The sequence below is a fragment of the Kutzneria kofuensis genome, from assembly GCF_014203355.1.
GTDB classification, from domain to species: Bacteria; Actinomycetota; Actinomycetes; order Mycobacteriales; family Pseudonocardiaceae; genus Kutzneria; species Kutzneria kofuensis.
The window spans coordinates 3142096-3162327 of sequence record NZ_JACHIR010000001.1 but is presented as its reverse complement, the minus strand read 5'-3'; the positions used below and the strand labels follow the sequence as shown (position 1 = coordinate 3162327).

Below are 20232 nucleotides of genomic sequence, written 5' to 3'. Positions count from 1 at the left end.
TCGAGCTTGGTGAAGGCCAGCTGAGACCGGGCTGAGGAGCTGAGAGAACGCTGAGACGGGGGCCGCATCGCGCCGGCCGACGGACCGAGCTGCTGAGAGATGCCTGAGAGCGGCCTTCGCCGTGGCCATACTGGCCTGGTGAGACCACGGGTGCTCGTAGTCGACGACGAGATCGGGGTGCGTCGGGCGCTGGAACGCGGACTGACGGCCGAGGGGATGGACGTGGTGTGCGCGGCGGACGGCCCGAGCGGCCTGCGGGCGGCGCTGACCGGCAGCTTCGACGTGGTGCTGCTGGACATCATGCTGCCGGGCCTGTCCGGCTACCGCGTGCTGCAGCACATGCGCGCGGAGCAGGTGGACACGCCGGTGCTGCTGGTGTCGGCGAAGGACGGCGAGGTGGACCAGGCGGACGGCCTGGACCTGGGCGCGGACGGCTACCTGGTGAAGCCGTTCTCCTTCATGGTGCTGGTGGCGCAGGTGCGGGCGGTGCTGCGCCGTGGTGCGTCGGCCGAGGCGGCGGCGCAGCTCAAGGTGGGGGAGCTGGTGATCGACCGCGCGGGCCGGGAGGTGCGCTGGGCCGGGGAGACGGTGGCGCTGAGCCCCCGCGAGTTCGCGGTGTTGGAGGTGCTGGCCAGCCGCGCGGGAGCGGTCGTCACGAAGGACGAGCTGCTGCGCACGGTGTGGGGTGACGAGCTGGCGGCCACCCGCAACGCGGTGGAGGTATACGTGGGCTACCTGCGGCGCAAGCTGGATGCCGTGGGCGCGGGTGACGTGGTGCGGACGATCCGTGGCCACGGCTACATGGCCAGCTCTCCGGAGCTGGACGCAGCGCTGCGTCGATGAATCCTCGCGCGTGGTGGCGGCGTCGATCGCTGCGCTCCAAGATCACCGTCTCCGCCACGCTGTTCGCGATGGTGTGCCTGCTGGTGCTGTCCCGCCTGGCCGGAGGCGCGATCGGGCAGCTGCTGGTCGGCGCGGCGGATTCTGAGCTGCACAACGCCCTGGGCGACGCCGTGCCGGCGGTGGCCGAGGGCAAGCCGGTGCACTCGGCGCTCGTCGACGTGCAGCTGCGCGTCCTGGACTCCGAGGGCGCTCCGGCCGACGGCGGCCCGCCGCCGATGCTGAGCCCGCACGACGTCGACGCGCTGATGTCCGGACGGGACGTGCTGCGCATCGACGACGACCCGCCGCACCGCTGGATCGGCCAGGTCGTCTACGACCCCACCGGCCTGCCACGGCTCGTCGCGGCCGGCGCCGACCTCGTCGGCTACAACCAGGCGGTAAGGGAGGGCGCGGACTGGCTGTCGGTCGCGGCGGTGTTGGCGTCGCTGCTGATCGGCGTGGCGACGTGGTTCGTTGTCGGCTGGTCGCTGTGGCCGGTACGGCGCATGCACGCGGCGGCGGGCGCACTCCCGCCGGGGGAACGGCTGCCGGTGCCGGAGGCGCACGACGAGCTGCGCTCGCTGGCGGAGGCGATGAACGACCTGTTGGTACGGCGCGACGAGGCGGTCCAGCGACTGCGGCGCTTCACCGGGGACGCCGCGCACGAGCTGCGGTCGCCGGTGGCGTCCATCCGTGCGCAGGCGGAGGTCGCGGTGGCGCACCCGGATCCGGAGTTCGCGCAGGAGGTCCTCGCGGCCGTCACGGACGAGTCGGAGCGCATGTCGACTCTCGTGGACGATCTGTTGGCGCTGGCGCGATCCGACGCCGGAGAAGCGCAGCCGGTGGGCCGTGTCGACGTGAGCGAGGCGGCGATCGCCGCGGCGGAGCGCCTGTCAACCAACGGCGGCCCTCGCATCCGGGTGGACGCCCCGCGCGCCGGCGCGGTGGTGCTGTGCGCCCCCGGCGAAGTGGCGCTCGTGCTGAACAACCTGCTCAACAACGCCATCCGCTACGCACGTGTGCAGGTGCGGGTGTCCGTGCTGCCGGCGGGCGCGACTGTGCGGCTTCTCGTCGACGATGACGGCCCCGGCGTGCCGGTGGAGCACCGCACCCGGCTGTTCGACCGCTTCTACCGCGTGCAGGACGACCGTGGCCGGGGCACCGGCGGCGCGGGGCTGGGGCTGGCGCTGGTGGCGGAGGCCGTGCGGCGGCGCGGCGGCACCGTGCGCGTGACGGACTCGCCGGAGGGCGGTGCGCGGTTCGAGGTGCGGTGGCAGGCGGCCGGGCTGGCGATGTGGGGCAGGATCTGAGTGTGACCCAGATTGTCGTCGCCACCGCGATCATGCGGAACGGGCAGGTGCTGGCCCAGCAGCGGGCGTATCCCAGCGCCGACGCCGGCCGGTGGGAATTCCCCGGCGGACGCGTCGAGCCCGGCGAGTCCGAAGAAGCGGCGGTCGTCAGGGAATGCCGTGAAGAACTGGGTGTGGAGGTCGAAGCCGGGCCGAGTGTCGGGCCGGATGTGCCGCTGCGGAATGGAATGGTGCTGCGGCTCTATACGGCCACACTTGTCGACGACAACGCGGAGCCGGTGGCGGTCGAGCACAGCGCGGTGAGGTGGGTCGGCATCGAGGAATTCGACGACCTGCCGTGGCTCGAAGCCGACCTGGCGTTCCTTCCGGACCTTCGGAAACTGTTCGGCTAGACCGCCGAACAATTCCCTGACCTGCGCGAACGAGACTTCGCACATTTCCGGCTTGAACCGGATGCGGCCGCCGGGCTGTGATGTGTGCACCGGAGTCCCGGTCATGTCATGAGGGGAAAACATGAACAAGGCAATTGCCGCTGTTGTCACTTCCGCGCTGGGTCTGGGCCTGATGGCCGCAGCCGCTCCGGCCGCGATGGCGGACACGCACCGCGCGAGCATCAAGTGCACCTCGCCCAGTGACGCGAAGGCGAACTACTCGTGGGGCGACGGTTTCACCACGGTGACCGTCTACTTCAACAACCACTGCTCGCACAAGGTGTCGGCCGGGATCGTCACGAAGGACCAGGACGACCGCCTGTCCGTCTACTGCATGGTCACCAACGGCGGCACCTCGGGCAAGAAGAAGTTCGACATCGGTGTCGACGAGACCGTCGTCCGTATCCAGAAGGGCTGCAGCCTCTGACGCGGGACTGCGCCGTCTGAGGTGAAAGGCGGGTGACCCCGGGGGAGGGGTCACCCGCCTCGCACGTCCCGTCACGCATCGTTGACATACCCCCGGGTGGTTTATATTCCCGTCGTGACCGGTCCTCAGAATCAGGCTCGACGAGGGCGCAAGCACATCGTTCCCGACGCCGGCGACGGTCCGGCGGCCCGCTTCGCCCGCGACCTCCTGGAGCTCAAGGAACTCGCCGGGAACCCGTCCTATGACCGGATGCGCGCCGAACTCGGTGCGGCGGCGTCGAAATCCACCTTGTCGGCGGCCACCCGCGGCCGCGTGCTGCCGTCCTGGGAGACCACCTGGGAGTTCGTGCGCAGTCTCGCCGGTCCCGGTGACGACGTCCGCCGGGAGTGGCGGTTCCGTTGGGAGACGGCCAACGCCGAACTCGCCGAAGCGTCGAAGCAGTCGAATGTCCTTGTACGGGAAGAAGAAAAGGCCGTAGCGGAACCGCCTGCTCCGAAGAACAAGGCCCGCCGGGCGGTTCTCGCGATCGCCGCGGTGGTGGTGCTCGTGGCCGCCGCCGTGCTGGCGCCGCGCCTGTTCCGGCACTTGCCGTCCTGGGGATCCCACGACCCGTACCCGCTGCCCGGCGACGCCTCCGGCTTCGGCGGCGACGGCCTGTCCGGCGACATGACGTACCCGGACGGCTCGCAGGTGCCGCTGGGGCAGACCTTCACGAAGGTGTGGCGGATCAAGAACACCGGCACGGTGCCGTGGCACGGCCGGTTCCTGGACATCGCCGGCGGCACCACCATGCAGTGCGTCTCGCCGTCGCGGGTGCCGGTGCCCGACGCCGAGCCCGGCCAGATGGTCGCCGTGAGCGTGCCGGTGACGCCGATGGCCGTCGGCGTGTGCCATGTCCTGTGGAAGATGGTGGACGCGACGGGTGCGCTGGTCTTTCCCGACCACAACGGCGTCTTCTACGACGTGAAGGTGATCGCAGCCACGCACTGATCAGGTGTGAAGCCTGTCACTAGGGAAACGCCTAGTACGACCGTCGGCGACGATGCGGAACAAGATCGAAAAGCGCGGTGGAGATCCGCGTCACGCGGCCTTCTTCTTGGCCTTGAGCAGGGCGACCACCGGGCAGCGCTTGCACCTCGGCTTGGACCGGCAGCACTTCTTCTTCACCTTGACCTTGCCCACCCGGCGCACTCCCGTCCTCGACTCCGACCAGGATAGGTGAGGCTCGCCTAAGTCGGAACCCGCGGCCCGGAAAAGGTACGATGGTTGGGGACACGCGCGGGTATGGACGGCCGCCGGTGCCCACCTCCCACTCGCAACGCTCTAGGAGTTTCGCGTGCCCACGGCCACCGCGAGTCAGATCCGCACGGACCTTCGCAACGTCGCCATCATCGCGCACGTCGACCACGGCAAGACCACGCTGGTCGACGCCATGCTGCGGCAGTCGGGCGCCTTCGCCGCCCGCGCCGAACTGGTCGACCGGGTCATGGACTCCGGCGAGCTGGAGCGCGAGAAGGGCATCACCATTCTCGCCAAGAACACCGCGGTGCGGCGCAGCACGCCGGACGGGGTCGTCACGATCAACGTGGTCGACACCCCCGGCCACGCCGACTTCGGCGGCGAGGTGGAGCGGGCGCTGTCCATGGTGGACGGCGTGCTGCTGCTGGTGGACGCCAGCGAGGGCCCGCTGCCGCAGACCCGGTTCGTGCTGCGCAAGACGCTGGCCGCCGGCCTGCCGGTGGTGCTGGTGGTGAACAAGGTCGACCGCCCGGACGCCCGGATCGCCGAGGTCGTCGAGGAGACCCACGACCTGCTGCTGGACCTGGCCACCGAGGTCGGCGCGGACGACTCCGTGCTGGACCTGCCGGTCATCTACGCCTCCGCCCGCGCCGGCAAGGCCAGCCTGAACCAGCCGGCCGACGGCGCGCTGCCGGACAGCGAGAACCTGGACCCGCTGTTCGACGTGCTGCTGGGCCACGTGCCGGCACCGACCGGCGACCCGGAGGCCCCGCTGCGCGCGCTGGTCACCAACCTGGACGCGAGCAGCTTCCTCGGCCGTATCGCGCTGTGCCGCATCCACGCCGGCACCATGCGCAAGGGCGAGTTCGTGGCCTGGTGCCGCGAGGACGGCTCCACCCAGCGCGTCAAGATCACCGAGCTGCTGATCACCGAGGGCCTGGAGCGCCAGCCGGCCGAGCAGGCCAGCGCGGGCGACCTGGTGGCCATCGCCGGCATTCAGGAGATCACCATCGGCGACACGCTCGCCGACGCCGAGACGCCCGAGCCGCTGCCCCGGATCACCGTGGACGAGCCGGCCATCTCCATGACCATCGGCGTCAACACCTCGCCGCTGGCCGGCCGCAACGGCGGCACCAAGCTCACCGCCCGCCTGGTCAAGGCCCGGCTGGACAGCGAGCTCGTCGGCAACGTGTCCGTGCGCGTGCTGCCGACCGAGCGCCCCGACACCTGGGAGGTGCAGGGCCGCGGCGAGCTGGCGCTGGCCATCCTGGTCGAGCAGATGCGCCGCGAGGGCTTCGAGCTCACGGTCGGCAAGCCGCAGGTCGTCACCCGCACCATCGACGGCGTGCTGTGCGAGCCGTACGAGCGGCTGACGGTCGACGCCCCCGAGGAGCACCTGGGCGCGGTCACGCAGCTGCTGGCCAACCGCAAGGGCCGGATGGAGCACATGGACGGCCACGGCACCGGCCGGATCAAGCTCGACTACGTGGTGCCGGCGCGCGGCCTGATCGGCTTCCGCACCGACTTTCTCACCGAGACCCGCGGCACCGGCATCGCCAACCACGTGTTCGAGGGCTACCACCCGTGGGCCGGCGAGATCCGCACCCGGCACTCGGGCTCCCTGGTGGCCGACCGGACCGGCCCGGTCACCGCGTACGCCATGATCCAGCTGGCCGACCGCGGCACCTTCTTCGTGGAGCCCGGCGCCGACGCGTACGAGGGCATGGTCGTGGGCGAGAACCCGCGCGCCGAGGACCTGGACATCAACGTGTCCCGGGAGAAGAAGCTGACCAACATGCGCTCCTCCACCGGTGACGAGCTGGAGCGGCTGGCCCGCCCGCGCACCCTGTCGCTGGAGGAGGCGCTGGAGTTCTGCGCCACCGACGAGTGCGTCGAGGTCGCGCCGAACGTGGTCCGGGTGCGCAAGCTGGTGCTGGACTCCACCACCCGTGGCCGCGAGCGGTCCCGCGCCAAGACCCGCGACGCGAACATCAAGTAGCAACCCGCAGTACCCCGCACACGTCTATTCACCCGTGTGGTCCATAGTTGACGGCGGAAGCCCGGCTGTGGACCACACGGGGCTTCGCCCCGGTCGCAGACACTTGGAGGCGGATTCGTGCGCGGCAGGTCGGCGCTGCTCGCCCTTACGGCGGCGGTCTGCGCGCTGCTGACGGCGTGCACGGATTCGCCGCCGCCTCCGCTGGTCAGCGCCCCACCGACCACCGTAACGCCGACGCGTCCCACGGATCCGACCCAGCTGGTGGTCGGTGTGGACAGCGTGAAGGGCGGCTACAACCCGCACCTGATCGCCAACCAGACCACCGTCACCCGCGCGCTCGGCGAACTCGTGCTCCCCTCGGTTTTCCACACCGGGGTCGACGGCAGCCCGCTGCTGGACCGGACGCTGATGGTGTCGGCCGAGGTCACCAAGGCCAATCCGTACACGGTCACGTACACCATCCAGCCGCAGGCGGCCTGGGGTGACGGCGCGCCGATCGCCGCCGAGGACTTCGCCTACCTGTGGCAGAACATGCGCAGCCAGCCCGGCGTGGTCGACCCGGCCGGCTACCGCCTCATCACGGGCGTGTCGGCGCGCGACGGCGGCCGCGTCGCGGACGTGACCTTCAGCCAGCCCTATCCGGGCTGGCGGTCGCTGTTCAACGACCTGTTGCCGGCGCACGTGCTCAAGGACGCGCCCGGCGGCTGGACCGGCGCGCTCAGCGAGACGTTCCCCGCCGCCGGCGGGCCCTTCTCCATCCGCAACATCGACCAGGACCGCGGCGAGATCCTGTTGCAGCGCAACGACCGCTACTGGGGCCAGTCGACCAAGCTGCAGCAGATCGTGCTGCGCCAGGCCGGGCCGGCCGACCTGGTCGGCGCGCTCAAGTCGGCCGACGACCAGCTGGCCGTGCTCGACCCGGGCGACAGCACGATGCGCGCGCTCAACGAACTGGGCAAGTCGGTCACGTTGACCACGGTGCCCAATCCGGTCGTGGTGGAGGTGCTGCTGCGGCAGACCGCCCCACGGCTGTCCGACCCGACGCTGCGCGCCGCGGTGTTCGCGGCGATCGACCGGGACGCCCTGATCTCCATCGGCTCGGGCGGCGGCCCGTCGGCTTCGCTGCGCGCCGACTCGCTGGTGCTGGCCCCGTCGCAGCCGGGCTACAAGCCGTCGATACCGGCCGGCGTGGGCACGCCCAACCACGACCTGGTGAATCAGCTGCTCACCCAGGCGGGTTACACGAAGACCAACGGCTCGTGGATCCGTGACGGCGTGCCACTCAACCTCGTGATCGGCGCGCCGAACGACCGTGCCCCCTATTCACAGCTGGCCGGCGTGCTGCAGCAGCAGCTGGAGGCGGCCGGCATCGGCGCGACGATCCTCAACACCTCCGGCGACCAGCTGTTCGGGCAGGTTCTGCCGGCCACCACGACCACGACGCCGACCGTGACCACCACCACCTCCCCGGCCAACGACCAGGGCGGCGACCCCGTCAATTCGGTGGATGTCGCGATCGTCCCGCAGGCGGTGGGGGGTGACCCGGCCAGCGTGCTGGCGGCGGCGTTCGGCTGCCGGGGCGCGCTGCCGGACGGCACGACGGCGCTGCCGGCGGCCAACCCGGCCGGGTTCTGCGACCCCGGCCTGCAGCCGACCATCGAAGCGGCCCTGACCGGCGCGATGTCACTGCCGGACGCGCTGTCGACGGTTGAGCCGGCGTTGTGGCAACACCATGTCGCGATGCCGTTGTTCCAACTCGCCGATGTCCTCGCGACCGGTTCCGAGATCACTGGTGTGAACGGCGGGCCACCCTTGGTCGGACCCTTTGCCGGCGCGCCGACGTGGCGCCGAGCAGTTCGTCGGTGACCCGTTCGTGTTGTTAATTGCTGTTAATTCGGGCGACTCGGCGCGACCTGCCGATTTCAACTCTTGACAGATTTTTCCCCCGTTCGGGTAGCGAACGATCCCGCCCGGTAACTGCTCAATCGCTACGCGCTGTCACCGTGTCACCCTTTGGTCACGATCGCCGTGTCACCAGTGACCCGTGGGTATTCCTCTTCTTACGGTGCCTGGCACAGCGCGCAGGTCGAGTAGCTTGTGGCGCGCTATGGTCCCCGGGTGTGCGCGTCGACTGATCCGGTCGCGGCCGCCCTGTGCTAGGAGGGCACGTGTCAATGAGGAGATCCAAAGCGATCCCCGCGATCGCGGTGATGGCTGGCGCCGCGCTCATGCTGACCGCATGTGGTGGCTCCGGTGGGGGCGATCAGGGCAACGGGTCCAACGGCGGTGGCCTCGCCGGCGCGGCGGTTGCCAAGGGCGAATCAGGTGACACGTACACCGCGCCGAAGGTCAGCGACATTGGCCCGGTGACCGTTTCGACGGACAAGCCGTTCACCGCGTACAACAACGCGACGGCCGACGCGAATCAGTCATACAACACTTTCGCCTTGATCCAGGTTCTGGCCCGTCCGTTCATCCCTGACGGCAACAACAAGGTGTTGCTGAACAAGGACGTCATGGACTCGGTCGACGTCACCTCGACCAACCCCCAGACGATCACCTGGAAGATCAAGAAGGGCGTCACCTGGTCCGACGGCGCGCCCTGGAACTGCAAGGACTTCTACCTGACCTACCTGGCCGACAGCGGCCTGGCCATGAAGCCCGACGGCAAGACGGCCTACTTCAACGCCGCCAGCACCACGGGGTACAGCCAGATCAGCTCGGCCAAGTGCCAGGACGACCAGACGATGGTCACCACGTTCAGCACGCCGTTCGCCGACTACAAGAGCCTGTTCGGCTTCTCAGACGACCTGCTCCCGGCGCACATCCTGGAGAAGCAGACCGGCGTCTCGGACATCACCCAGGTGACCCCGCAGAGCTCGGCCGACGTGCTGACCAAGGTCTCCGACTTCTGGAACACCGGGTGGAAGGGCTTCAAGGCGGACCTCGCGCCGGCCTCCGGCCCGTACATGATCAAGGACTGGGCCCAGGGCTCGTCGATCACGCTGGTCCGCAACCCGAAGTGGGCGGGCAACCCGGGCGGCCCGTCGCAGATCACCCTGAAGGCGATCCCCGACTCCAACGCCCAGGTGCAGGCGCTGCAGAACAACGAGGAGCAGGTGCTGTCCTCGGCGCAGCCGGACAGCAACGCGGCGACCACGCTGCAGGGCCTCGGCTCGTCGGGCATCACCTACGGCGCCAACGCCGGCCTGAACTTCGAGCACCTCGACCTGCAGCTCAAGCGGCCGATCTTCCAGGACATCGCGGTCCGCAAGGCGTTCGGCGAGTGCATCAACCGCAACGAGCTGGTGGACAAGCTGATCAAGCAGGTGCAGCCGGACGCCAAGCCGTTCAACAGCCTGCTGTTCTTCCCGGGTAGCCCCGGCTACGCCGACAACTACTCGGACAAGCTGACCGCCAGCGCGGACACCGCGAAGAAGACGCTGACCGACGACGGCTGGGCCCTGGGTCCGGACGGCATCATGGCCAAGAACGGCCAGAAGCTGAGCTTCAAGATCAGCCACACCGACATCCCCCGCCGCAAGCAGACCGTCGCGCTGATCCAGAGCGAGTGCAAGGCGGCCGGCATCGACGTCCAGGACGACACCGACCCGAACTTCCTGGACAAGCGGGTCAGCGACGGTGACTACGACGTGGCGCTGTTCGCGTGGTCGGTGCCGCCGTTCCACTCGTCCTCGGTGGCCACCTACCACACCGGTCAGGGCCAGAACTGGAACGGCATCAGCGACAAGACGGCCGACGACGCGTTCGACCAGGCGGTCAAGCAGACCGACCCCGCTGCGGCCGTGCCGTTCTACCAGGCCGCGGACAAGGCGCTGTCGGAGACGTACTCCACGTTCCCGCTCTTCCAGCCGCCGAACATGTGGGCGTACACCGGTGACATCGACCGGGCGTACTTCCAGAGCTACTTCGGCGCCCTGTGGAACGCCAACGAGTGGCAGAAGCCGAACTCCTGATTCCAGCACCACGGTTGTCGGCTCCCCGGCGTCGGTCGCGGCTCGCGATCGGCGCCGGGGCGCACCCGTGTCAGTACTGACCCCGTCCCCACCCGTCCAGGCAGACCTCGCTCCAGCCGGCTACCCGACCAGCTCCCGGTGAGGTCGTCGAGGAGCAACCCGTGTTCCAATACCTGATTCGACGGTTGCTGATCTCCATACCCATCCTGTTGATCGGCAGCTTCCTCCTCTTCCTGCTCGTGGCCTCGGCCGGTGACCCGCTGGCGGGCCTGAAAGGCAAGCCCGGCGTCACCCCGGAGCAGATCCACACGCTGTCCGTCTCGCTCGGTCTGGACAAGCCGATCCTGGCCCGGTACTGGTCGTGGCTGACCGGCTTCGTGACCGGCAACTGGGGGGTCAGCGTCGCCCTCGGCGAGGCGCAGACGCCGGTCATCGACACCATCTCCAACGCGCTGTGGGTGACCATGCGCCTGGTGATCGGCGCCGAGCTGATCGCGCTCGTGCTGGGCATCGCCGTCGGCGTGTTCTCCGCCGTCCGGCAGTACTCGATCTTCGACTACATCGCCACCAGCATCGCGTTCCTGATGTTCTCGATGCCGATCAGCTGCGTCGCCGTCGTGATCAAGAACTACGGCATCCAGTTCAACAACGTGCTGGAGTCGTTCCACCTCAAGCGCTGGCTGACCACGGCAGGCCCGCCGACCAGCGGCTTCGGCCACAACCTCGGCCAGATCATCGTGAACTACTCCGGCACCTTCCTGCTGCCGACGATCTCGCTGATGACCATCAGCTTCGCCGCGTACAGCCGGTTCCAGCGCGCCTCCATGCTGGAGACGCTCAACGCCGACTACGTGCGGACCGCGCGGGCGAAGGGCCTCTCGCAGAGCCGGGTGATCTTCCGGCACGCCATGCGCAACGCGCTCATCCCCGTCACGACCCTGTTCGCGCTCAACATCGGCGCCATCATCGGCGGCGCGATCATCACGGAGCACGTGTTCGGCTGGAGCGGCATGGGCACCGTGCTGGTCAAGTCCGTCACCAACTTCGACCCGCCGACACTGATGGGCTGGTTCGCGGTGACCGCGACAGTCGTCGTCGTGTTCAACCTGATCGCCGACGTGCTCTACGGCCTTCTCGACCCTAGGATCCGCCTTGGCTAACGCAACCCAGACCGCCACCGTCGACGGCCCCGCCGCCGACGCCGTGCGCCACGAGTTCGACGCCAAGGCCCGGTCCCAGACGTCGATCATCTTCGGCCGGTTCGTGCGGCACCGCCTGGCCATGGCCAGCCTCGGCGTGCTCATCCTGCTGGCGATCGCCTCGTTCGTGGTGCCGCTGTTCCTGAAGTACAACTACTCCGACACCAGCGCGGGCGGCTACCTGCGGCCCGGCGGCGGCCACCTGCTCGGCACCGACCAGCTGGGCCGGGACGCGCTCGCGCAGCTGCTGCGCGGCACCCAGTTCTCGCTGGCCATCGCGTTCACGGTGGCGATCAGCTCGACCATCGTCGGCGTGCTCGTCGGCGCCGTCGCCGGCTATCTCAAGGGCTTCGTCGACAACGCCCTGATGCGGCTGGTCGACCTGTTCCTGATCGTGCCGCAGATCGCGCTGGCCGCGATCCTGGTGCACGCCTGGTCGAGCACCTGGTGGGTGGTGGCCATCGTGCTGGCACTGTTCAACTGGATGCAGATCGCCCGCATCACCCGCGGCGAGGCGCTGTCGCTGTCGGCTCGCGAGTTCGTCGAGGCCTCCCGCGCGGCCGGCGCCGGCACCTGGCACATCGTGTTCAAGCACCTCATCCCGAACATGGTCGGCACCATCACCGTGAACGCGACGCTGTCGGTGTCCACGGCGGTGCTGACCGAGGCCGCGCTGTCGTTCATCGGCCTGGGCGTGCAGCTGCCGGACACCTCGCTCGGCCTGATCGTGCAGGACAACTACACCCAGGTGCTGCTGCGGCCGTGGCTGTTCTGGGGTCCGTTCCTGGCCATCGTGCTGATCTCGATGACCATCAGCTTCATCGGTGACGGACTGCGTGACGCGTTCGACCCGCGGCAGACGAAGGTGCGTGCGTGATGACCAACGGGATCGACACGAACGAGCCGCTGCTTCGGGTGTCCGACCTGACGGTCGAGTTCCCGACCGACGACGGCGTGGTGCACGCGGTCCGCGACCTGTCCTTCGAGCTGAAGCCCCGCGAGGTGCTCGGCGTCGTCGGCGAGTCCGGTTCCGGAAAGTCGGTGTCCTCGATGGCGATCCTGGGCCTGCTGCCCAAGACCGCCCGGGTGTCGGGCTCGATCGCCTACCGCGGCCAGGAGCTCAACGGCCTGAGCTACAACGAGATGCGCAAGTTCCGCGGCAACTCGGTCTCGATGATCTTCCAGGACCCGATGACCTCGCTGAACCCCGTGTTCACCGTGGGGGCCCAGCTGGCCGAGGCCTACCTGGAGCACCACAAGGTGTCCAAGAAGGCGGCGTGGGCCAAGGCCGTCGAGGCGCTGGAGCAGGTCGGCATCCCGCAGCCGGACCGGCGGGCCAAGCAGTACCCGCACGAGTTCTCCGGCGGCATGCGGCAGCGCGTGGTGATCGCCATGGCGATCATCAACGACCCGGACGTGATCATCGCGGACGAGCCGACGACCGCGCTGGACGTGACCGTGCAGGCGCAGATCCTGGAGACGCTGCTGCGGATCCGGGACGAGACGAACGCGGCCATCATCATGATCACCCATGACCTGGGGGTCGTGGCCGGCATGGTGGACAAGGTGCAGGTGATGTACGCCGGCACCGTCGTCGAGTCGGGTTCGGTGGACGAGGTGTTCGAGACCCCGCGCATGCCGTACACGGTCGGCCTGCTCGGCTCCAACCCGGACCCGAGCCTGATCGGCCAGCGGCTGACCCCGATCACCGGCGCGCCGCCCTCGCTGGTCAACCTGCCGTCCGGCTGCGCGTTCTCGCCGCGCTGCCCGCTGGTGGCGCCGGTGTGCCACGAGTCGGAGCCGGAGCTGGTGGAGGCGGGCGGCGGCGCCACGGCGCACCTGACCCGCTGCCACCGGTGGAACGACCTGGCCGGCTACGAGGACCCGAAGAAGCTGTTCGCCCGCAAGGAGATCGGCGCCGAGGAGCCGATCGCCGCGCTCATGATCGACAACCCCGAGGTGGTCGTCGAGGAGCATCTCGCGGACAGCGGTGACCAGCAGAAGGAGGCCGCGTCGTGAGCACCGGCACCGAGACCAGGCCGGCGACCGGCGGCGCGGGCACCACGGGCTCGCCCCTGCTCCAGGTGAAGGACCTCTACAAGTCCTTCCCGGTGCGGGGCGGCGGCATCATCCCGCGCACCGTCGGGCACGTGCAGGCCGTGCACGGCGTCAGCTTCGACCTGGCCGCCGGCGAGACGCTGGGGCTGGTCGGCGAGTCCGGCTCGGGCAAGTCGACCACCGGCCGGGCCATCCTCCAGCTGCACAAGCCCACCTCGGGCTCGGTGAAGTTCGAGGGTCGCGAGCTGACCACCATGCACCGCAAGGAGCTCCAGGCCATGCGCCGGGACCTCCAGATCGTGTTCCAGGACCCGTACGCGTCGCTGGACCCGCGGTGGCAGGTCAACGACATCATCGCCGAGCCGCTGCGGATCCACCGCTTCGGCAGCGCCGAGGTCATCCAGCAGCGGATCAACCAGCTGATGGAGATCGTCGGCCTGAACCCGGAGCACCGGAACCGCTACGCGCACGAGTTCTCCGGCGGCCAGCGGCAGCGCATCGGCATCGCCCGGGCGCTGGCGCTGAACCCGAAGCTGGTCGTGCTGGACGAGCCGGTGTCCGCGCTGGACGTGTCCGTGCAGGCGGGCGTGGTCAACCTGCTGGAGGAGCTGCAGCAGGAGCTCAACCTGGCGTACCTGTTCGTGGCGCACGACCTGTCCGTGGTGCGGCACATCTCGCACCGGGTCGCCGTCATGTACCTGGGGTCGCTGGTCGAGGTCGGGCCGCGGGAGCTGATCTACAGCCGGCCGATGCACCCGTACACGCAGGCCCTGCTGTCGGCCGTGCCCGTCCCCGATCCCAAGCGGGAGCGGGAGCGCCAGCGCAACCGGATCGTGCTGACCGGCGACGTGCCCAGCCCGGTGAACCCGCCCTCGGGTTGCCGGTTCCGGACCCGGTGCTGGAAGGCGCAGGACATCTGCGCCACCGAGGCCCCGGAGCTGAAGAAGCGCGGCGAGAGCGAGCTGCTGTCGGCGTGCCACTTCGCCGAGGAGATGCCCGTCGCCTGAGCAGGTGTTGGCCACGTGGGCCGTTCGACGACTCCCCCTCGTCGGACGGCCCACGAGCCGTTCACCGGTGTTCCTCCCCACGGTGTCTTCGACCCTAGCGAGGGGGTCTGACATTTTCGTGACGCCGCGACGTCAGGTCTGGACCACTGAGCCACCTTCGCGTCACGGAGACGTCACGCCCCCTTGGTTAGCTGTGACTTGTCGACGACAGGGCGCACCGAGTCGCTGCCGGCCTCGCGGCAGGGGGGAACTCGGCGCGCTTTGCCGTGGACGTCACAAGGGGGGAAACGAGGCCGCGTCCGCTGATTCCCCAGTCCTCGGACGCGGTCTCGGCCTCCCCACCGCCGGTGCCTGTCAGGCCCGCGCTCTACGCTTGTCGAGTGACCCTGACCGCCCCACCACGGCTCGCGCTGGTGCACGCGCACCCCGACGACGAGAGCCTGTGGACCGGGGGAACCATCGCCCATTACGCCTCGCTCGGCGTGCACGTCACCGTCGTCACCTGCACGCTCGGTGAGGAGGGCGAGATCATCCCCGCCAGCCTGAACGAACTGCGCGCCGAGGCCGCCGACCAGCTCGGCGGCTACCGCGTGGGCGAGCTGCGCTCCGCCTGCGCGCGGCTGCGCGTCAACGATCACCGCTTCCTCGGCGGCATCGGCCGCTGGCGGGACTCGGGCATGGTGGGCGTCGAGGCCAACAACCACCCGCGGGCCTTCGTCGGCGGCGACATCGCCGTGCAGACCGAGCAGCTCGCCGAGGTCCTGCGCGAGGTGAAGCCGCAGGTTGTCGTCAGCTACGACAGCAACGGCGGCTACGGCCACCCCGACCACATCCGCGCACACGAGATCACCACTGCCGCCGCCGCCCTGGTGCCCGACGTGCTGCGTGTCTTCCACTCCGTCACCTCGCGCGACGCCGTCGCCGCCGGCCTGAAGAAGCTTCGCGGCGTCGAGGGCGTGCCGTGGCGGATGCCCGAGCCCGGCGAGCTCCCCGTGGTCGACGACGAGATCATCACCACCCGTGTCGCCATCGAGGACCACGTGCCGGCCAAGCTGAGCGCGCTGCGGGCGCATGCCACCCAGGTCAGCGTCTGGGAGAACGGCGAGGGCGCCGCCTGCTACGCCCTGTCCAACGGCATCACCCAGCCCGTCATCGGCACCGAGTACTACGTGCTCGCCGCCGGTCCTGCCGACGGCGCGGAGACCGACCTGTTCGGCGGCCTGAACGACGTGGAACGCGCGCGATGAGGCCCGGCGACTGGGTGGTGCTCGTCGTGCTGGTGCTCGACGCGATCCTGCTCGCGGTCGTCGACCTCGTGTTCCTGCCCGCCCGGTTCGACGGCACCGTGCTGCCGGACCTGGGCGGCTTCCCGTTCCCGATCACCATCGTCATCGCCGCGCTGACCACGCCCCTGCTGGTGCGGGCCGCCGCCCGGCTGCGCCCGGTGACGTTGATCGGCGGCATGCCCGCCTTCGCGTGGCTCATCGTGACGCTGTGGCTCACCGTCGGCGGGCCCGGCGGCAACTTCCTCGTCTACCCGGACTGGCGGATCCTCGCGCTGCTCGCCGCCGGCACGCTGCCGTCGGCCGTGGTTCTCGGCAATGCGCTCGGTCGGGCCAAGCTGCCCGCCGCCGGTGGATGACGCCGAGGTCGTCGCCGCGCTACGGCCGTTCGCCCGTGCCGCGGCGCTGGTACTCGCCGTGCTCACCGAGCCCGATCCCTTCCGGCTGCACGGCCGGGCCATCGGCGCCGTGGCCAACATCGACGGCGTCGACCCCAAGTTCCTGGCCCGCCTCGGCGCACTGCCCACCGACCTCCCCAGCCGCGTCGCCGCCCTCGTGCCGCTGCTGGTCGCCTCCACCGGCGTCGACCGCCGCCCCCTGGCCCTTGCCGCGCAGAGCCTCGTCGTCTCCGCCGAGGCCGACACCGTCGAGCTTCGGGTGCGGGTGCTCGCCGCCGTGCTCTACGACCGTGACGTCAATGCCGCCTCCGTCGGCGGCGACGAGGACGGCCAGACTGCTTGGCTGCTCGCCGAGCTCACCGAGGCTCTGCGGCGGCACAGCCGGGTCACCGTCCGGGCTCTCGCCGTCACCATGCAGCGCCTCGGCGACCTGTTGGCGACCATCGACGGGCGCACCGGGCCCCTGATCAGTGGCAGGCTGGTGCTGTGGCGGCTGCGCAAGCGGGCGCGGCGGTGGATGCGGGAGCAGAGCGCGGTCCGGTGGGACCCGCGGGGGAGGCAGTCATGAGTGTGCAGCGCAAAGACGACCGGCACTCCAACGATCCGGTCGACGCCATCAAGGCCCTGGTCGACGGCGAGAACGAGAAGGCCAAGCCCAGCACCGGCGGGCCCCAGTTCCGTATCGTCGGTGATCTTCGTCACACCGACAAGAAGAAGCCGCAGGGCCGCTAGCCCCACCCGCTGCCGGGCGAGGCGGGTTCACGGCCGCCAGTAGCCGTACCGGTGGTGCTCGGTGAAGCCGAGCCCCTCGTACAGCCGGATCGCGGCGGTGTTGTGCGTGGCGACCTGGAGCACGGCATCCTGCGCGCCGCAGTCCCGGGCCCAGGCGCCCAGCGTCGCCAGAAGCCGCCGGGCGGTGCCCTGGCGGCGGAGCGCGGGCCGCACCGACAGCCGTGAGATGTGGAGCGTCGAGTCCACGATGCAGCCCCGGACGACGGCCGCGGCCTCGACGTAGCCGAAGCCGAGCAGGGGACCGGTGCCGAGGACGTGTCGCTGGGCGGCGGTGGGCTCGCCGACGGCCAGGTCCCACCACTGCCGGGTCGGCTTGTCCAGGACCTCGCCCAGCGGATCCCCGTCGGGCAGCGGGCCGGTCATCACCATCGACTCGACGCCGCCGGGGTGGTCGGCGGCTGGTTGCCACCCGGCCTCCCGAATACGCCGTTCGGTCTCGGTCCCTTGGGTGACATGAGCGGCCGGTTCGATGCCGTGTCGCGCCGCGAAGGCGGACGTGGTGGCGAGGGCTTCGGGGATGGGCACACCGGGATCGCCGGTGGTCAGGGCGCTGTTGGCCCGTCCGGTGAAGCCGCCGGCGGCTCGCAGGCGCCACTGGCCGAGGCCCTCGTCGACCAGCGCCGGCCAGGCGTCGGCGCACAGCAGCTCCAGCTCCGTGATCGAGTCCACCCCGTGACTGTGCCCGGGGCCACATGGCCGATCCAGCATTTTTCCCGGCACTCGGGACGTACCGTGGCGCTTGAGGTGACCAGGTGCGAACCTGACCTGCCAGCCGGGGGATACTGACCACGTGCGCGCGGGACTTTGAGGGGTTGTGCCGCGGCGGATGGACGAAGAGGGAAGCAGGAGAACGCAGTGACCTACGTGATCGCCGAGCCCTGCGTCGATGTACTCGACAAGGCGTGCATCGAGGAGTGCCCCGTCGACTGCATCTACGAGGGTGACCGGATGCTGTACATCCACCCCGACGAGTGCGTCGACTGCGGTGCCTGTGAGCCGGTCTGCCCGGTGGAGGCCATCTACTACGAGGACGACGTCCCCGACCAGTGGAAGGACTACACCAAGGCGAACGCGGACTTCTTCGACGAGCTGGGCTCGCCCGGCGGCGCGGCGAAGATCGGCAAGACCAGCAACGACCCGGCGTTCATCGCCGCGCTGCCGCAGCAGGCCGCGCACGAGTGACCGGTTTCACGACGGGGCCGGCGCTGCCGGACTTCCCGTGGGACTCGCTGGCCGACCACACCGCCACCGCGCGGTCGCACCCTGACGGTGTGGTCGACCTGTCCGTCGGCACGCCGGTCGACCCGGTGCCGGAACTGATCCGGGACGCCCTCGCGGCCGTCTCCGACCAGCCCGGCTACCCGACCACGCACGGCACTCCCGAACTGCGCCAGGCCGCCGTCGAGGCGATGGCCCGGCGTTTCGGCGTGACCGGGCTCGACCCGGCCGCGGTGCTGCCGACCATCGGGTCCAAGGAGCTGGTGGCCTGGCTGCCGACGCTGCTCGGCGTGCGCGCCGGCGACCTGGTGGCCATTCCCCGGCTGGCGTACCCGACCTACGAGGTCGGGGCCCTGCTCGCCGGCGCCGAGGTGGCGCGGGTGGAGGGGCTCACCGAGCTCGGCCCGCGCCGGCCGGCGCTGCTCTGGCTGAACTCGCCGTCCAACCCGACGGGTCGGGTGCTGCCCATCGACCACCTGCGCAAGGTCGTCGACTGGGCGCGGGAGCGGGGCACCATCGTCGCCTCCGACGAGTGCTACCTGTCCCTGACCTGGGAATCGGACGCCGTCTCGGTGCTGGATCCGCGGGTCAGCGGTGGCAGCACCGAGGGCCTGCTGGCCGTGCACTCGCTGTCCAAGTCGTCCAGCCTCGCCGGCTACCGCGCCGGTTTTGTCACGGGCGATCCCGCGCTGGTCAAGCGCCTGCTGGAGATCCGCAAGCACGCCGGCATGATCGTGCCCCGGCCCGTGCAGTCGGCGATGACCGCCGCCCTGCGCGACGACCAGCACGTCACCGAGCAGCGGGCCCGCTACGAGGCCCGGCGCAAGGTCCTGCGGGAGGCGCTGCTCGGCGCCGGCTTCCGCATCGACCACTCCGAGGCCGGCCTGTACCTGTGGGCCACCCGGGACGAGGACGCGTGGGACACCGTCGCCTGGCTGGCGTCGCTCGGCATCCTGGTCGCCCCCGGCACGTTCTACGGACCGGCCGGCGGCAAGCACGTCCGGATCGCCCTCACCGCCACCGACGAACGCGTCGCCGCGGCGGCCGCTCGGTTGGCCGCCTGACGTCAGCGCAGCGCCGCCTTGGCGTGGCGTTCGACGGCGAGCCAGGCGTCGGGCCACTGGTCGCGCGTCGCCATCCGGCGGATGTGCTCGCGTTCCACCAGGCGGCCGGCGACGAAGACCAGGTCCCAGTCGACGACGTCGCCCTGGGCCGCGACCAGTCGCCGGACCTCCTGCTCGGCGACGCAGGCGTCCTGGTGCTCGCCGAGCACCTCCTGCAGCTCCTTGGTCGCCCGCACCAGCTCCCGGAGCCGCTTGCCGGTGATGGGCCTGACCAGCTCGGCGGCGTACCGCAAACGCTTGCCGAGGATGCGGAGGCGGTGCAGCTGCTCGTCGGGCGGGTCGGCGGGCAGGGCCCGGACCGCCCGGCGCAGCTTCCGGTACGGGGCCCGCACGAGGTCCATCAGCTTCGGCTGGACGGTCTCGTTCACCTCGGAGTTGGCGGCCTGCGCGAGGTGGGTCAGCAGGGTCCGGTAGCGCGAGCTGTTCAGGGCCGAGGTCAGACGCTCGCGGGCGGCGAGGCGCTCGGTGACGAGACCGTCCAGCAGTGTGGTGGCGACGGCGCGTTCGTCATCCGGGAAGTCGTCGGACTCGGCGCGCAGCCGGTCGATGAGCACGTCGAGGTCCCGTACGGGCCCGAGCGCGCCGCCGAGCCAGCCCAGTTCGACGCGCAGGGTGGCACTCTCGGGCACACTTTCGGGCGCGGACTTGAGCACGGCTCGCAGCCGCCGCACCGACACGCGCATCTGGTGCAGGTCCTCGGGATCCTCGCCGGTGCGGGTGCCGGGCTCGTAGTGCAGCATGGCCAACGTCTGCGTGTGCAGGGCCGCTCGGACGTGGCGGGCGACCGGGTCCTTCGCGGTGGCCGGGACCGGGAGCGGCGCCAGGCCGAGCCGCTGCGGCGTCACCGGCCGGCGAGCTCGGGCGATGGACGTGCTCATCGATGCATGG

The 20232-nt window shown here is 70.2% G+C and carries 20 protein-coding genes; 18 read left to right on the top strand and 2 right to left on the bottom strand.

The genetic code is table 11. The features are described from left to right. Positions 1-99 precede the first annotated feature (99 nt). From BJ998_RS14345 to BJ998_RS14270, 16 genes are all read left to right on the top strand, one after another. Complete coding sequence (locus tag BJ998_RS14345; RefSeq protein WP_184861980.1) at positions 100-843, top strand: response regulator transcription factor; 744 nt, start codon at positions 100-102, stop codon at positions 841-843. Beyond that, entirely contained in the window at positions 840-2192 is a 1353-nt protein-coding gene (locus tag BJ998_RS14340; protein ID WP_184861978.1) for an ATP-binding protein, read from the top strand. Before BJ998_RS14345 ends, BJ998_RS14340 begins: the two co-directional genes overlap by 4 nt. 2 nt (positions 2193-2194) lie before the next feature. Then, a complete protein-coding gene (locus BJ998_RS14335; protein WP_312890112.1) occupies positions 2195-2584 on the top strand; it encodes a (deoxy)nucleoside triphosphate pyrophosphohydrolase in 390 nt (129 codons plus the stop codon). Between the two features lie 121 nt (positions 2585-2705). Further along, the gene (locus BJ998_RS14330; RefSeq protein WP_184861976.1) at positions 2706-3050 is read left to right on the top strand and encodes a hypothetical protein; all 345 of its coding nucleotides are present in this window, start codon (positions 2706-2708) and stop codon (positions 3048-3050) included. 114 nt (positions 3051-3164) lie between these two features. Next, positions 3165-4040 (top strand): NBR1-Ig-like domain-containing protein, encoded by an 876-nt coding sequence (locus tag BJ998_RS14325; RefSeq protein ID WP_312890109.1) that lies wholly within the window; start codon positions 3165-3167, stop codon positions 4038-4040. 346 nt (positions 4041-4386) lie between these two features. Further along, the gene (typA, locus tag BJ998_RS14320; RefSeq protein ID WP_184861974.1) at positions 4387-6288 is read left to right on the top strand and encodes a translational GTPase TypA; all 1902 of its coding nucleotides are present in this window, start codon (positions 4387-4389) and stop codon (positions 6286-6288) included. Positions 6289-6405: 117 nt separating this feature from the next. Further along, complete coding sequence (locus tag BJ998_RS14315) at positions 6406-8154, top strand: ABC transporter family substrate-binding protein (protein WP_312890108.1); 1749 nt, start codon at positions 6406-6408, stop codon at positions 8152-8154. 308 nt (positions 8155-8462) lie between these two features. Next, entirely contained in the window at positions 8463-10265 is a 1803-nt protein-coding gene (locus tag BJ998_RS14310) for an ABC transporter family substrate-binding protein (protein WP_184861972.1), read from the top strand. 161 nt (positions 10266-10426) lie between these two features. Beyond that, the gene (locus BJ998_RS14305; protein WP_184861970.1) at positions 10427-11425 is read left to right on the top strand and encodes an ABC transporter permease; all 999 of its coding nucleotides are present in this window, start codon (positions 10427-10429) and stop codon (positions 11423-11425) included. Further along, the gene (locus tag BJ998_RS14300) at positions 11418-12341 is read left to right on the top strand and encodes an ABC transporter permease (protein ID WP_184861968.1); all 924 of its coding nucleotides are present in this window, start codon (positions 11418-11420) and stop codon (positions 12339-12341) included. Before BJ998_RS14305 ends, BJ998_RS14300 begins: the two co-directional genes overlap by 8 nt. Further along, on the top strand, positions 12341-13483 hold the full coding sequence (locus BJ998_RS14295) for an ABC transporter ATP-binding protein (RefSeq protein WP_184861966.1): 1143 nt from the start codon (positions 12341-12343) through the stop codon (positions 13481-13483). Before BJ998_RS14300 ends, BJ998_RS14295 begins: the two co-directional genes overlap by 1 nt. Beyond that, positions 13480-14529, top strand: coding sequence for an ABC transporter ATP-binding protein (locus BJ998_RS14290; RefSeq protein WP_312890107.1), 1050 nt, complete (start codon positions 13480-13482; stop codon positions 14527-14529). Before BJ998_RS14295 ends, BJ998_RS14290 begins: the two co-directional genes overlap by 4 nt. A 380-nt stretch (positions 14530-14909) precedes the next feature. Beyond that, the gene (mshB, locus tag BJ998_RS14285) at positions 14910-15776 is read left to right on the top strand and encodes an N-acetyl-1-D-myo-inositol-2-amino-2-deoxy-alpha-D-glucopyranoside deacetylase (RefSeq protein ID WP_184861964.1); all 867 of its coding nucleotides are present in this window, start codon (positions 14910-14912) and stop codon (positions 15774-15776) included. After that, entirely contained in the window at positions 15773-16171 is a 399-nt protein-coding gene (locus BJ998_RS14280) for a hypothetical protein (protein WP_184861962.1), read from the top strand. Before mshB ends, BJ998_RS14280 begins: the two co-directional genes overlap by 4 nt. Then, entirely contained in the window at positions 16164-16778 is a 615-nt protein-coding gene (locus tag BJ998_RS14275) for a hypothetical protein (protein ID WP_184861960.1), read from the top strand. Before BJ998_RS14280 ends, BJ998_RS14275 begins: the two co-directional genes overlap by 8 nt. Further along, positions 16775-16942 carry a hypothetical protein gene (locus BJ998_RS14270; RefSeq protein ID WP_184861958.1) on the top strand — a complete coding sequence of 56 codons (168 nt, stop codon included), beginning with the start codon at positions 16775-16777 and terminating at the stop codon, positions 16940-16942. Before BJ998_RS14275 ends, BJ998_RS14270 begins: the two co-directional genes overlap by 4 nt. A 27-nt stretch (positions 16943-16969) precedes the next feature. Here BJ998_RS14270 and BJ998_RS14265 read toward each other — a convergent pair whose 3' ends face one another. Then, positions 16970-17671, bottom strand: a complete 702-nt coding sequence (locus tag BJ998_RS14265; protein WP_312890106.1) for a GNAT family N-acetyltransferase — start codon at positions 17669-17671, stop codon at positions 16970-16972. Between the two features lie 186 nt (positions 17672-17857). Between BJ998_RS14265 and fdxA the strand changes: the two genes are divergently transcribed. Both fdxA and dapC read left to right on the top strand, forming a co-directional pair. After that, positions 17858-18184: a ferredoxin gene (fdxA, locus tag BJ998_RS14260; protein WP_184861954.1), complete on the top strand. Its 327-nt coding sequence runs from the start codon at positions 17858-17860 to the stop codon at positions 18182-18184. Beyond that, positions 18181-19284, top strand: a complete 1104-nt coding sequence (gene dapC, locus BJ998_RS14255; protein ID WP_312890105.1) for a succinyldiaminopimelate transaminase — start codon at positions 18181-18183, stop codon at positions 19282-19284. The genes fdxA and dapC overlap by 4 nt, the downstream gene beginning before the upstream one ends. A gap of 2 nt (positions 19285-19286) precedes the next feature. Here dapC and BJ998_RS14250 read toward each other — a convergent pair whose 3' ends face one another. Further along, a complete protein-coding gene (locus BJ998_RS14250) occupies positions 19287-20222 on the bottom strand; it encodes a CHAD domain-containing protein (protein ID WP_184861952.1) in 936 nt (311 codons plus the stop codon). Positions 20223-20232 lie beyond the last annotated feature (10 nt).

Bases quoted from the DNA above. Each gene is read 5' to 3' on its own strand.
- BJ998_RS14345 (WP_184861980.1), top strand. From the start codon at position 100: ATGCCTGAGAGCGGCCTTCGCCGTGGCCATACTGGCCTGGTGAGACCA.
- BJ998_RS14340 (WP_184861978.1), top strand. From the start codon at position 840: ATGAATCCTCGCGCGTGGTGGCGGCGTCGATCGCTGCGCTCCAAGATC.
- BJ998_RS14330 (WP_184861976.1), top strand. From the start codon at position 2,706: ATGAACAAGGCAATTGCCGCTGTTGTCACTTCCGCGCTGGGTCTGGGC.
- BJ998_RS14310 (WP_184861972.1), top strand. From the start codon at position 8,463: ATGAGGAGATCCAAAGCGATCCCCGCGATCGCGGTGATGGCTGGCGCC.
- BJ998_RS14295 (WP_184861966.1), top strand. From the start codon at position 12,341: ATGACCAACGGGATCGACACGAACGAGCCGCTGCTTCGGGTGTCCGAC.
- BJ998_RS14280 (WP_184861962.1), top strand. From the start codon at position 15,773: ATGAGGCCCGGCGACTGGGTGGTGCTCGTCGTGCTGGTGCTCGACGCG.
- BJ998_RS14270 (WP_184861958.1), top strand. From the start codon at position 16,775: ATGAGTGTGCAGCGCAAAGACGACCGGCACTCCAACGATCCGGTCGAC.
- BJ998_RS14250 (WP_184861952.1), bottom strand. From the start codon at position 20,222: ATGAGCACGTCCATCGCCCGAGCTCGCCGGCCGGTGACGCCGCAGCGG.